At 72.2% G+C, this 13,183-nt stretch carries 11 protein-coding genes and 1 pseudogene; 11 read left to right on the forward strand and 1 reads right to left on the reverse strand.

Going from position 1 to position 13,183, the window contains the following annotated elements; all coding sequences use genetic code 11:
* Positions 1 to 4 precede the first annotated feature (4 nt).
* A complete protein-coding gene (locus tag A6A25_RS14500) occupies positions 5 to 2,083 on the reverse strand; it encodes a RecQ family ATP-dependent DNA helicase (protein WP_073889579.1) in 2,079 nt (692 codons plus the stop codon).
* 268 nt (positions 2,084 to 2,351) lie between these two features.
* Between A6A25_RS14500 and A6A25_RS14505 the strand changes: the two genes are divergently transcribed.
* The 11 genes and pseudogenes from A6A25_RS14505 to A6A25_RS14555 form a co-directional block, all read left to right on the forward strand.
* Entirely contained in the window at positions 2,352 to 3,617 is a 1,266-nt protein-coding gene (locus A6A25_RS14505; RefSeq protein WP_241828678.1) for a glutamate-5-semialdehyde dehydrogenase, read from the forward strand.
* The gene (locus tag A6A25_RS14510) at positions 3,614 to 4,174 is read left to right on the forward strand and encodes a TetR/AcrR family transcriptional regulator (protein ID WP_073889581.1); all 561 of its coding nucleotides are present in this window, start codon (positions 3,614 to 3,616) and stop codon (positions 4,172 to 4,174) included. The genes A6A25_RS14505 and A6A25_RS14510 overlap by 4 nt, the downstream gene beginning before the upstream one ends.
* Before the next feature lie 59 nt (positions 4,175 to 4,233).
* The gene (locus A6A25_RS14515) at positions 4,234 to 5,418 is read left to right on the forward strand and encodes a cytochrome P450 (RefSeq protein ID WP_073889583.1); all 1,185 of its coding nucleotides are present in this window, start codon (positions 4,234 to 4,236) and stop codon (positions 5,416 to 5,418) included.
* Between the two features lie 112 nt (positions 5,419 to 5,530).
* Positions 5,531 to 5,752, forward strand: a complete 222-nt coding sequence (locus tag A6A25_RS14520; protein ID WP_073889585.1) for a ferredoxin — start codon at positions 5,531 to 5,533, stop codon at positions 5,750 to 5,752.
* Between the two features lie 361 nt (positions 5,753 to 6,113).
* Positions 6,114 to 6,707, forward strand: coding sequence for a nicotinate-nucleotide adenylyltransferase (gene nadD / locus A6A25_RS14525; protein WP_073889587.1), 594 nt, complete (start codon positions 6,114 to 6,116; stop codon positions 6,705 to 6,707).
* Positions 6,708 to 6,776: 69 nt separating this feature from the next.
* Positions 6,777 to 7,163: a ribosome silencing factor gene (gene rsfS, locus A6A25_RS14530; RefSeq protein ID WP_073889589.1), complete on the forward strand. Its 387-nt coding sequence runs from the start codon at positions 6,777 to 6,779 to the stop codon at positions 7,161 to 7,163.
* Entirely contained in the window at positions 7,160 to 7,774 is a 615-nt protein-coding gene (locus A6A25_RS14535; protein ID WP_073889592.1) for a histidine phosphatase family protein, read from the forward strand. The genes rsfS and A6A25_RS14535 overlap by 4 nt, the downstream gene beginning before the upstream one ends.
* A complete protein-coding gene (octT, locus tag A6A25_RS14540; protein WP_241828680.1) occupies positions 7,771 to 8,502 on the forward strand; it encodes a diglucosylglycerate octanoyltransferase in 732 nt (243 codons plus the stop codon). The genes A6A25_RS14535 and octT overlap by 4 nt, the downstream gene beginning before the upstream one ends.
* Before the next feature lie 11 nt (positions 8,503 to 8,513).
* A complete protein-coding gene (locus A6A25_RS14545) occupies positions 8,514 to 9,356 on the forward strand; it encodes a DegV family protein (protein WP_073889596.1) in 843 nt (280 codons plus the stop codon).
* Between the two features lie 86 nt (positions 9,357 to 9,442).
* The gene (locus tag A6A25_RS14550) at positions 9,443 to 10,168 is read left to right on the forward strand and encodes a ComEA family DNA-binding protein (RefSeq protein WP_083668329.1); all 726 of its coding nucleotides are present in this window, start codon (positions 9,443 to 9,445) and stop codon (positions 10,166 to 10,168) included.
* Positions 10,169 to 10,730: 562 nt separating this feature from the next.
* Positions 10,731 to 13,001: pseudogene (locus tag A6A25_RS14555) on the forward strand (DNA internalization-related competence protein ComEC/Rec2); the annotation flags it as partial.
* Between the last annotated feature and the right edge of the window lie 182 nt (positions 13,002 to 13,183).

The raw sequence follows: 13,183 nt of genomic DNA on the forward strand, positions 1-13,183 counted from the left end.
CTCGTCACGCCGTCACCGCCAACGCGAACGGCAGCACCGCCGACGCGCCCGCCCGCCTCAGCAGCCGAGCGGCGACCGTCATCGTCCACCCCGTGTCGACCTGGTCGTCCACCAGCAGCACCGGACCGTCCACACGGGACAGGTCTGGCACGTCGGTCTCCCGCACCAGCCCCGCCAACCGCTGCGCGCTGTTGGCCCGCCGCGTCGCCGGGCCCAGCCACACCTGCCCGAGCAGCGGCAGCCGGCCCACCCCGGCGATCCGCTGCCCGAAGCTGCCCACCAGCGCGGGCCTGCTCCGCGACCCGACCGTCACCACGCCCACCGGCCGGTCCGCCCACCCCCACGCGGACAGCACCTTCACGCACGCGGCGAGCACGTCCTCGGGGATCTCCTGGTCCTCCGCCGCGAACAGCGACCGCAACCGGTTGCCCCAGCCGATGTCGGTCAACCTGCCCAGCGCCCGCCCCGTCGCCGCGACCTCTCCCGGCGGGATCTTCCCGGACAACGACACCCCGGCCGCCGCCATCCCGGTCGGCCACATCTTGCGCGGCTCCACCTCGACGCCGGGCCGCAGCAGCCGTTCCCGCGCCGCCGACGCCGCCGCGTCCGACACCTCCGCCGACGGACGCTGCCCCGTGCAGTTGTCACACCGCCCGCACGGTGCCGCGTGCGGGTCGTCCAACTGCCGCAGCAGGAACTCCATCCGGCAGCCGTCGGTGGCCAGGTAGTCCAGCACCGCCTGCCGCTCCACCTGTCGCGCCGCCTCGATCCGCTCGTACCGCTCGGCGTCGTAGGACCACGGCTGCCCCGTCGACACCCACCCGCCGCGCACCCGCCGCACGGCGCCGTCCACGTCGAGCACCTTCAGCACCACTTCCAGCCGGGTGCGCGACAGCTCCACCATCGGCTCCAACGCCGCCGTCGACATCGCCCGGTCCGACGGCAGCACGTCGAGCACCTGCCGCACCACGTGTTCCGGCGGGAACGCCAGCGACGCGAAGTACGCCCAGATGTCCTTGTCCTCCGGTCCGGGCAGCAACAGCACCTCGGCCCGCTCCACGCCACGCCCGGCACGGCCGATCTGCTGGTAGTAGGCGATGGGGGAGGGCGGCGCGCCGAGGTGCACCACGAACCCCAGGTCGGGCTTGTCGAACCCCATGCCCAGCGCCGAGGTCGCCACCAGCGCCTTGACCCGGTTGGCCAACAGGTCTTCCTCGGCCCGCTGGCGCTCGGCCGGGTCGGTGCGCCCCGAGTACGCCGCCACCTCGTACCCGCGTTCGCGCAGGAACGCCGCCACGTCGTCCGCCGACGCCACGGTGAGCGTGTAGATGATCCCCGAGCCGGGCAGCTGCTCCAGCCGCTCGGCCAGCCACCCCAGCCTCGCCTCGGCGGTCGACAGCCGCACCGCCGACAGCCGCAGGCTCTCCCGGTCCAACGGCCCGCGCAGCACCAGCGCGTCCGTGCCCGCGCCCAGCCCCAACTGCTCGGCCACGTCACGCACCACCCGGTCGTTGGCCGTGGCCGTGGTGGCGAGCACCGGCACCCCGGCCGGCAGCTCGGTCAGCAACGTCCGCAGCCGCCGGTAGTCCGGCCGGAAGTCGTGGCCCCAGTCGGAAATGCAGTGCGCCTCGTCCACCACGAGCAGCCCCGCCGACGCGGTCAACGAGGGCAGCACCGTGTCCCGGAAGTCCGGGTTGTTCAGCCGCTCCGGCGACACCAGCAGCACGTCCACCTCACCGGACGCCACCCGGTCCTGCACGTCCTGCCACTCGTCGGTGTTGGCCGAGTTGATCGTCGCCGCGTGCACCCCCGCCCGCGCGGCGGCGTCGACCTGGTTGCGCATCAGCGCCAGCAGCGGCGACACGATCACCGTCGGCCCCTCGCCCAGGGACCGCAGCAACGCCGTGGCGATGAAGTAGACGGCGGACTTGCCCCACCCCGTGCGCTGCACCACCAGCGCCCGCCGCCGGTCGGACACCAGCGCGTGGATCGCCGTCCACTGGTCGTCACGAAGGACCGCCTGAGGGCCCGCCAAAGCCCTCAGCCGTTCCTCGGCCAGTTCGCGGAGTGCGCCTTCGTCCATCGTTGGTGGTCCTCGCTCGCTCGGACGATTCGGTCGCCAGGGAAGTCGGTCGTCCGGTGCTCATCTCACGACGATCGAAAAGCGTGATCGTCGTGAGATGAGCGCCGGACGACCGACGCGACCTCATGGCCCACACAGTGGCAGACGCCCCCGACAAGATGGACACCTGTGCGACCGTTCCGCGCCGACTTCACTCGATCGTGGACGGGTGTCCGATCGGCGGGAACCTCGGCGACAGCCACGGCCGGGTGACCGTAGGCTGAACGACGTGACTGATGACCTGCGCGAACAGGTGCACGCCGCGGCCCGGCGCGCCCGTGTCGCCGCCAACGAGCTCGTCCTCGCCACCCGTGAGAGCAAGGACGCCGCACTGCACGAGATGGCCGTCGCGCTGCGCACCCGCGCCGCCGAGGTGCTGGAGGCCAACGCCAAGGACCTCGAAGCGGGCCGCGCCGCCGGCCTCACCCAGGGCCTGCTGGACCGCCTCACGCTCACCGAGGCGCGCATCGACGGCGTGGCCCAGGGCCTGGAGACGGTCGCCGGCCTCCCCGACCCGATCGGCGAGGTGCTGCGCGGCTCGATCCTGCCCAACGGCTTGGAGCTCAAGCAGGTCCGCGTGCCGATGGGCGTGGTCGGCATGGTCTACGAAGCCCGCCCGAACGTCACCGTCGACGCGGCCGGCCTGGCGCTGAAGTCGGGCAACGCGGCCCTGCTGCGCGGCTCGTCCACCGCCGAGCACTCGAACACCGCGCTGGTCGCGATCCTGCGCGACGCGCTGGAGACCGCGGGCCTGCCCGCCGACGCCGTGCAGCTGCTGCCGTGCCACGACCGCGCCTCGGTCACCCACCTGATCACCGCGCGCGGCCTGGTCGACCTGGTCATCCCGCGTGGCGGCGCGGGCCTGATCAACGCCGTCGTGCAGCAGGCCACCGTGCCGACCATCGAGACCGGCGTGGGCAACGTGCACGTGTACGTGGACGCGAGCGCCGACCTCGACATGGCGCAGCGCATCGTGCTCAACTCCAAGACCCGCCGCACGAGCGTGTGCAACGCGGCCGAGTCCCTGCTGGTGCACGCCTCGATCGCGGACGAGTTCGTGCCCCGCATCACCGACGCCCTGAACGCGCAGGACGTCACCATCCACGGCGACGAGCGGTTCGCCCGTGACCCCAGGGTGCAGGCCGCCACCGACGACGACTGGGACACCGAGTACCTGTCGCTGGACATCGCCGCCCGCGTGGTCGGCTCGATCGACGAGGCCATCGCGCACATCGCCGAGCACGGCTCCGGCCACACCGAGGCCATCGTGACCAGCGACCTCAACGCGGCGCGCCGGTTCACCACACGCGTCGACGCGGCGGCGGTCATGGTCAACGCCTCCACCGCGTTCACCGACGGCGGGGAGTTCGGCATGGGCGCGGAGATCGGCATCTCCACCCAGAAGCTGCACGCCCGCGGCCCGATGGGGCTGACCGAGTTGACCTCGTCCAAGTGGGTGGTCTGGGGCGAGGGGCACGTCCGGCCGACGTCGTGAGCAGGCCCCGGGACGCCGCCGCGACCAAGGCGGCGTTGCTGGACGCCGCCACGAAGCTGTTCGGCGAGCGCGGCTTCGACCGCACCACGGTGCGTGACATCGCGAGCCTCGCGGGCGTGAACCAGGCCTTGCTGTTCCGCTACTACGGCAGCAAGGACGCCCTGTTCGCGACCGTCCTGGCCACGCAGAGCCGTGAGCTGCTGGAGGACTCGCCCGCCGAGCACCTGCTCCGCAACGTGCTGCTGCGGATCATGGAGGAGAGGCCGAGACCCGAGGACCACCCGTTGTACGCGGTGCTGCGGTCTTCGCACCACGACTCGGCGGCGGAGGTCGTGCGGCGGCAGATGGGGGAGGAGTACGCGCGCGCTCTGTCGTCCCTTACGGACGCGGAGGACGCGGAGCTGCGCGCGGACCTCGTCCTGGCGTGGGTCGTGGGCATCGGCGTGCTGCGCGGCGTGTTCGGCAAACAGCCCCTCGCGGACGCGGACGCCGCCACCGTCACGGCTCTGGTGACGCAAGCGGCCTCCGTCCTGTTGGAGCACACCCGGCTCGGTTGACGGTCCGTAGCGATCTGCCTACTGTCGGATGTAAGCGAATGCTTACATGGGGGTAGACGATGGAGACCAGGTCCTATCCGTTCGCCGAGCTCGACCACCTGCAGATCAACCCCACCTACTTCGAGCTGCAGCGGGACGAGCCGGTGGCCAGGGTGCGGCTGCCCTACGGCGGTGAGGGGTGGCTGGCCACCCGCTACGAGGACGTGAAGACCGTCCTGGCGGACCCGAGGTTCAGCCGCGCGGCGGTGATGGAGCCCGGCGCCGACGTGCCGCGCACCCTGCCCACGATGCCGACCGAGACGAACATCCTGAGCATGGACCCGCCGGACCACACGCGGCTGCGCAAGCTGGTCGCCAAGGGGTTCACCTCGCGGCGCACCGAGCAGCTGCGCGAACGTGCCCAGGAGATCGTGGACGGCCTGCTCGACGCCATGGAGGAGCAAGGGCCGCCCGTCGACCTGGTCGAGGCGCTGGCCATGCCGCTGCCCATCACGATCATCTGTGAGCTGCTGGGCGTGCCGTTCGAGGACCGAGGCCAGTTCCGCGCCTGGTCGGAGGCGGCGGTCGCGATCACCGCGTTCACCCACGAGGAGATCCTGGCGGCGAACCAGGCGTTGCGCGCCTACATCGGCGAGCTGGTCGAGCGCAAGCGCGCCCAACCCACCGACGACATGCTCTCGGTGTTGATCGCCGCGCGTGACAACGACGACCGGCTCAGCGAGGAGGAACTGGTCTCCTTCGGGGTGACGCTGCTGGTCGCGGGCCACGAGACCACCGCGAACCAGATCGGCAACTTCGTCTTCCAGTTGCTCCGCATGCCGGACCGGCTGGCCGAGCTCCGGGCGGACCCGTCGCTGGTGCCCGCCGCGATCGAGGAGCTGCTGAGGTTCACCGCGCTGGGCGGTTCCGCGGGCTTCCCCCGGATCGCGACCGCCGAGGTCGAGCTGTCCGGCGTGACGATCAAGCCGGGTGAGGCGGTGTTCGTCAACAACGTCACGGCGAACCGCGACCCGTCGGTGTTCGAGAACCCGCACGAGGTGGACTTCCACCGTGCGCACAACCCGCACATCATGTTCGGCCACGGCGCGCACCACTGCATCGGCGCGCCGTTGGCCAGGATGGAGCTGCAAGTCGCGATCGGCACGCTGCTCAAGCGGTTCCCGCTGCTCCGGCCGGCCGGCGACGTGACGTTCAAGAGGGGCCGGCTGATCCGCGGTCCGCAGGCACTGCCGGTGAGCTGGTGACCCCGAGCGGCTCTTCGAGGTTGCTCAGTGCGGTCCGGATGTCGAGTTCCGCCGGCCGGCGCGGGCAGACTGTCACGAGACCCGAAACGACTTCCGGTGAGGTGGTAGACCGATGAGCGAGTGGACGATCGAGGTCGACCGGGCCGCGTGCCTCGGCACGGGCATGTGCACGTCGATCGCGCCGGGTCACTTCCGGCTGGACGGCAGCACGTCCACGCCGGTCAAGTCGGAGGTCGAGCCGGACGACGCGGTGGTCGACGCGGCGGAGTCGTGCCCGATGGAGGCGATCCTGGTGCGTTCGGCGGACGGCTCGGTGCTGGCGCCGCAGCTCTGAGCAAAAAAGTTCGCCGAATCGCGTCATAGCCGCGTGACGTGCACGTTCCTCCTTCGTGCGGCTCTCATTCGGGGATGGGCCGCGCGATCCGCGGATGCGGCCCACTCCCCCGGGCCGCGACCGGGGGACCAGTGCGCGGGCGGCCTTTCGGGGAGCGACCGGCCGCCCGCGCACCATCCGAACCAGCGCCGCGACCGGCAACCTCCACCGCGTCTTCCGGCGCTCGGCAGGGCGCCTCGCGGCACCGGCCCCGCGCCCACGGCCAACCAGGATGAGGACGCTGAGCCGGCACCCCGATCCACCCGTCCGACCGTCGAATACGGGGCGAAGGGTGCCGGTCGCGGCACTAGGCTCACGTCTTATGTCGAATCGGCGGATCGGCGTCATGGGTGGCACCTTCGACCCCGTGCACCACGGCCACCTGGTCGCGGCCAGCGAGGTCCAGGCCCGCTTCGACCTCGACGAAGTCGTCTTCGTGCCGACCGGTCAGCCCTGGCAGAAGAGCGAGCGCGCGGTCAGCGCCGCCGAGGACCGCTACCTGATGACGGTCATCGCCACCGCGTCCAACCCGAGGTTCTCGGTCAGCCGGGTCGACATCGACCGGCCGGGACCGACCTACACCATCGACACCCTGACCGACCTCAAGGTCAAGTACCCCGATGCCGACCTGTTCTTCATCACCGGTGCGGACGCGTTGGAGCAGATCCTGTCCTGGCGGCGGGCCGACGACGTGTTCGGGCTCGCCCACTTCATCGGTGTCACCCGGCCGGGTTATGAATTGGTCGACACACACCTGCCACCAGGCGCGGTATCGCTGGTGGAGGTGCCCGCGATGGCTATTTCGTCGACCGCTGTACGGGCCCGGACGGCGTCCGGACTGCCCGTCTGGTACCTCGTGCCGGATGGTGTCGTCCAATACATCTCCAAGCGCCGGCTTTACTCGATGCCGGACTGAGCCCGGACGCCGGTACCCTCATTGACTCGTGTGGGCGTAACGGCGTCCGCCGGTGTGATGAGGAGTGACGTGGCAGCCACCGACGAGGCACGACGGTTGGCGCTGGTCGCCGCTAACGCGGCAGCCGACAAGAAGGCGCACGACGTGATCGTGCTCGACGTGTCCGACCAACTGGTGATCACGGACTGCTTCGTGATCGCCTCCGCTCCGAACGAGCGGCAGGTCGGCGCGATCGTGGACAACGTTGAGGAGAAGTTGCGCGAGGCCGGGCGCAAGCCGGTCCGCCGTGAGGGCGCGCGCGAGGGTCGTTGGGTCCTGCTGGACTTCGTGGACGTGGTCGTGCACGTCCAGCACGTCGAGGAGCGCACCTTCTACGGCCTGGAGCGGCTGTGGAAGGACTGCCCGCGCATCGAGTTCGACGCCGGGCCCCCGGCCGACGAAGTCGCCGAGGCATGACCCTGAACCGGCTCGTGCTGTGGCGGCACGGTGAGACCGACTACAACGCGACCGGCCGCATGCAGGGCCACCTGGACTCGAACCTGACCGAGACCGGGTGGAACCAGGCGCGGTTCGCGGTGCCGGTGCTCGCCGGGTTCGCGCCCGAGCTGGTGGTCGCCTCCGACCTGCACCGCGCCCGGGACACCGCGACGGTGTTCACCGATGCGACCGGTGTCGGGCTGCGCATCGACGAACGGCTGCGCGAGACGCACCTGGGCAAGTGGCAGGGGCTGACCTCGACCGAGATCGAGGTGGAGTGGCCGGGTGCGCTGGACCTCTGGCGCGCGGACGGCACCCTGGCCCCGCCGGACGGTGAGACGCGCGTGGAGGTCGCCGAGCGCGCGCTCGCCGTCGTGAACGAGGTGGACGCGGAGTTCTCCGGCACGGTCATGCTGTGCGCGCACGGCGGCCTGATCAGCGCGTTGACCGGGCGGTTGCTGGACCTGCCGGTCGACCGCTGGGCACTGCTCGGCGGCATCGGCAACTGCCACTGGACGGTGTTCACCCGCCGGCCGCACGGCGACGGCAGGTGGCGGCTGTCGTCGTACAACGCCGGAATCACCCGGTGAGACTGCTCGTCGTCGGCGATTCGCTGTCGTTCCACGGTCCGGAGGGGCCGTTGCCCGCCGATCACCCCCGGTTGTGGCCGAACGTCGCCGCGTCCGCGTTGGGTGGGCACGCGGAGCTGGCGGCGGGGTTCGGCTGGACGGCCCGGGACGCCTGGTGGTCGTTGACCGGGGACCCTCGGGTGTGGTCGCTGCTGCCGCGCACGGACGTGTTGGTGCTGGCCGTGGGGCACATGGACACGCTGCCGTCGCCGTTGCCGACCTACCTGCGGCAAGGGCTGCGCTACCTGCGGCCGGACGGGTTGCGACGGCGGGCGCGGGCCGGGTACCGGACGTTGCAGCCGGTGCTCTCGCGGGCGTTCTGCGGGTATCCGGTGGCGCTGCCGCCACGGTTGACCGTACGTTACCTGGACGACTCGGTGCGTGCTGTGCGTGCTCTCGCGCCGGGGATCAGGGTGGTCGGGATGACGCCGTCGGTGCACTGCTCGGCTGCTTACGCGGGCGTGCACAGCGGGCGTGCGGCGGCGGAGCGCGCTGTGCGTGAGTGGGCGGACGGGGCGGGCGTGCCGCTGCTGGACGTGCCGCCGGTCGTGGGCGAGCACGTTCGGTCACGGCGCGGCAACCCGGACGGCCTGCACTGGGGCTGGGAAGGGCACGAGCTGGTCGGGCGGGCGATGGCGGAACTGATCAGGTCCGTGGCGGTCGGCCACTCGGGTGCGGCGGAGCCGTAGTCTCGGCACTCGTGTCCACCACGATCGTCACCGACTCCACGGCGTACCTGCCCGAGGGGTTCGCCGAGCGCAACGGCGTCCGGGTCGTGCCGCTGCACGTGGCGGTGGACGGTCGCAGCAGGTTGGACGGGGTGGACTTCGGTCCGGCGGAGCTGGCCGCGGCGTTGGGGGAGCACCGCCGGGTGACCACGTCCCGGCCGACGCCGGGTGAACTGGCCGAGGTGTACCGGTCCGTGTTGGCGGAGGGCGCCGAGGCGATCGTGTCCGTGCACCTGTCCCGTGAGCTTTCGGGCACGTGGGAGGCGGCGCGGCTGGCGGCGGAGGAGGTTGATCCGACCCGGATCCGGGTGGTCGACTCGCGGGCCACGGGCATGGGGTTGGGGTTCGCCGTGCTGGCCGCCTGCGCTGCCGGTGATGACCCGGCGTGCGCGGAGGAAGCCGCGGTGGCCGCCGCCGCCCGGGTCAGGATGTTCTTCTGCGTGGAGACGCTCGACCACCTGCGCAGAGGCGGGCGGATCGGCGCCGCCGCCGCGCTGGTGGGCACGGCGCTGGCGGTGAAGCCGTTGTTGCACGTGGACGACGGTCGAATCGTGCCGTTGGAGAAGGTGCGCACGATGGGACGGGCGATCGGCCGCCTGGTCGACCTGGCCGCGTCGGCGGCGGGTTCCGGACCGGTGGGCCTGGCTGTCCACCACTTGGCCGCGCCGGAACGCGCGGCGGAACTGGCGACGTTGCTCGACGAACGCGTTCCCGGCTCGACCGGCTGCCTGATTTCCGAGGTCGGAGCGGTGATCGGCGCGCACACGGGCCCCGGTGTGCTGGGCGTGGTGGTGCTGCCCGGAGGGGTGTCCTAGCCGCAGTTATCCAGCATTCAGCGAGTTATCCACAGATCCCGAACTGACACCCCGCCGCCTGCTCCATCCGGCCTAACGTCGACCGCATGTTCGACAGAAACCCGGAAACCACCACCGCCCGCCTCAAGGCCCTGGTCTCCCAGGAACGGGGCAGGCACCGCGCGTCGGATGCCGAGACGCTCGTGTTCGTCTCGTCGGCGGGTGACGCCGCCCCACCCAACTCCCTCGGCCGCCTGCTGCGCCGCTGGCTGCCCGAACAAGTCATCCCCCACCGCCGCAGATTCCTGCTGGCAGGCGTCATGGCCGGCGTGGCGTTGGCGGTCGCGCTGGCCCTGTGGTGGCAGCGCCCCGAGCCGGAAACCCCACCCGACCTCCCCGTAGCCGAGGCCGCGGCCGTCACCCGCGCCGAGGACCAGTTGGTCGTCAACGTCGTGGGTCAGGTACCCACCCCCGGCCTGGTGACCGTCCCGAACGGCGCCAGGGTGGCCGACGCCCTGCGAGCAGCGGGCGGAGCGAACCCGGGCGCCGATCTGACCCCGCTCAACCTCGCCCGCAAGGTCACCGACGGCGAGCAGATAGCCGTCGGCATCCCCGCACCCCAACCGGCCGAAGCGACCACCGGACCACTGAACCTCAACACCGCGACCAAGGACCAACTGGACACCCTGCCCGGCGTCGGCCCGGTGACCGCACAACGAATCATCGACCGAAGGCAGAAGCGCGGCCCCTTCACCTCCCTGAACCAGCTGGGCGAGATCGAGGGCATCGGCGACGCCAAGCTGGCCAAACTCCGCGACCTGGTCCGTCTCTAAGCGCACACCCGGAGACCTCATGCACCCCATCGACGGCGGCCCAACCCACGGCAGCCCACAAACCCCACCCACCCCGACCGACTCCACAGCGGACCGCGTCACGCCAACCCCCTACCCGCCAAGCATTCCCACCCAACGAACCGCACCGAACCTCCAGCAGACCAACAGCAGTCACGCCGACTCCCGCCACCGCACACCCCACCTCCTGACCGAAGCCCGCCGCGCCATCCACACCGCCCGCACCCGTCTCACCACCCTGTCCAGGTTCCGCTGGGTGAGCTCATGAGCCCGACCTGCGCACCGCTCGAACTGATCCGCTCACCACGCAACGGGCCACCCTCACCACCCACTCAGCCGTCACCACTCCCGGCATCCCCAACCAGGCAGGGAGGCCGAAGTCCGCCCGCACCGGCCTGCTCCTGGCGGCGCCGGTGGTTGTTCGAGAACGGTGTGAGCCGTTGGCTGCGCTCTGCCGTCGGCTTGGCCGCTGCCGTCCCCGTTGGCCCCGCAGTCCGCTTCGTTGTTGTCGCCGTTCCCGGCGGTTTCGTCTGGAGGTCGAGTCGTGAATCCCCGCGCGTACTTGGTGCCGGCGGCGCTGGCGGTGTGGGCGACGGCGTTGGCCGGGCTGCTCTGGGCGTGGTGGGCGGCACCGGCGGTCGGTCTGGTCGCCGCGCTGCTCGGCGGCTTGGTCCTGCGCCCGTGGCGGCCGGCGGCGGTGGCGGTGGTCGTCGCGGCGCCGGTTGCGGCGTTGTGGATCGGTGCCCAGGTCCACGGAGCTGCCCGCCACCCCTTGCGGGAGGCGGCGGAGACCGGGGCGTCGGTCACGGTCCACTTCGAACTCGACAACCGGCCGCACGGGCTGCGCACCAGCGGCTTCGGTTCGCGGGCAGGCGGGGTCGACCTGGTGCTGGTCCGGGGGACGCTCGAGGACGGTGGTCGGATCGTCGTGTTGGCGTCGGCGGCCCGGTGGCGGGATCTCCTGCCCGGCCAACGGGCCACCGCACGCGGCACCCTGGCCCTTCCCCGGGGTGGCGAGCTGACGGTCGCGGTGCTGCGGGTTCGTGGGCCTCCGCAGGACGTGACGGAAGCACCGGTGTGGCAGCGGGTCGCCGAAGACCTGCGGGCTGGACTGCGAAGAGCGAGCACCGCGCTCGACCCCGAACCGGCCGGGCTGCTGCCCGCGCTCGTCGTGGGCGACACCTCCGCCCTCCCGCCCAGGGTGGTGGAGGAGTTCCGCACGGCGGGTCTCGCGCACGTCCTCGCCGTCAGCGGGGCGAACCTGGCGATCCTCTGCGGCGCGGTCCTGTTGCTGCTGAGGCTGCTGAGGATCGGTCCGCGCGGGTGCGCGGCGGGGGCGATGGTGGCGCTGGTCGGGTTCGTGGTGCTGGCCGGGCCGGAGCCGAGCGTGTTGCGGGCCGCGGTGATGGGTGCGGTGGCGTTGCTCGCGTTGGTGCTGGGTCGGGAGCGGTCGGCGTTGCCGGCGCTCGCCGCGGCGGTGGTGGTCCTGGTGCTCTACGACCCGGAACTCGCCACCGATCCGGGGTTCGGGCTGTCGGTCGTGGCGACGGCGGCGCTGGTGCTGCTCGCGCCGAGGTGGGCCGCCGCCATGAAGGACCGGGGTGTCCCGGTGGGCTTCGCCGAGGCGCTGGCGGTGCCGGTGGCCGCGAACCTGGCGACCGCGCCGCTGGTCGCCGGGCTCTCCGGCCAGGTCAGCCTGGTCGCGGTGCTGGCGAACCTGCTGGTCGCCCCGGTCGTCGCCCCGGCGACGGTGCTCGGGGTGCTGGCCACCCTGCTGGCACCGGCGCACGAGCCGACGGCCCGGCTGGTCGTCGAGGTGGCCGGTCCGGCGGCGAGCTGGCTGATCACCGTCGGCAGGCACGCGGCGGCCGTGCCGGGAGCGGCGGTCGCGTGGCCCGGCGGCTGGGTCGGCGGGGTGTTGCTGGCCGGGGTGCTGGTGCTCGGCTACGCGATCACCAGGCTGCGCCGGGTGCGGACGCTGGCCGTGGCGGCTGTGGTCGGCGCGGTGGTGGTGATCGTGCCGCTGAACGTCGTCTCGCCGGGCTGGCCGGTGCCCGGCTGGTCGGTCGTGGCCTGTGACGTCGGGCAAGGCGACGCCGTCGTCCTGGCCACCGCCGAGCGCGACCGGGCGGTGCTGGTCGACACGGGGCCGGACCCGGTGCCGGTGCTGTCGTGCCTGCGCCGGCTGGGCGTGCGGCGGATCCCGCTGGTGGTGCTCAGCCACCTGCACGCCGACCACGTCGGCGGGTTGGCCGCGGTGATGGCCGAGCGGGGTGTCGGCGCGGTGGCGGTGGGGCCGTCGCGGCAGCCGGAGTGGGCGTGGGAGGAGGTGGTGGAACGAGCGCGGGAGGCCGGGGTCCGCGTGGTCGAGCTGGGCGCCGGGCAGCGGCTGAGCTGGCCGGGATTGGACCTCGACGTGCTGGGCCCGCGTGCGGACCCGGTGGGTGAGACGAACACGGCGGTCAACGACGCGTCGCTGGTGCTGCGGGCCACCACCGCGGCCGGGCGGGTGCTGTTGACCGGCGACATCGAGCTGGCCGGGCAGGCGGACCTGCTCGGCGGGCACGTGGACCTGCGGGCCGACGTGCTCAAGGTGCCGCACCACGGGTCGCGGTACTCGTCACCGGCGTTCCTCGCGGCCGTCCGGCCGCGGATCGCGCTGGTGAGCGTCGGCGCGGGCAACCGCTACGGCCACCCCAGCGGGGTGCTGGTCGACGCGTTGACGAGCCGAGGCGCGCTGGTGCTGCGCACGGACCGGGACGGCGACACCGCCGTCCTGGCAGGCCCGGACGGGCCGCGGGTCGCCCGCCGGGGCGGCAGCCATTCCCACAACGGACAAGGGGAGAACGATGAGGAACGACGTCTGGATCCGATTGCACTCCGGCTGGTCGCCGCGAGGCGGCAACCGGGCCGTGGCGTGGGCGCTGTGGCAGCCGGGCTACACCGCCGAACCGTGGCCGCGGGACGAACTGCGGCCCGCCTTCACCTATTACGTCT

This window comes from Saccharothrix sp. CB00851, assembly GCF_001905065.1.
Classification (GTDB): domain Bacteria; phylum Actinomycetota; class Actinomycetes; order Mycobacteriales; family Pseudonocardiaceae; genus Actinosynnema.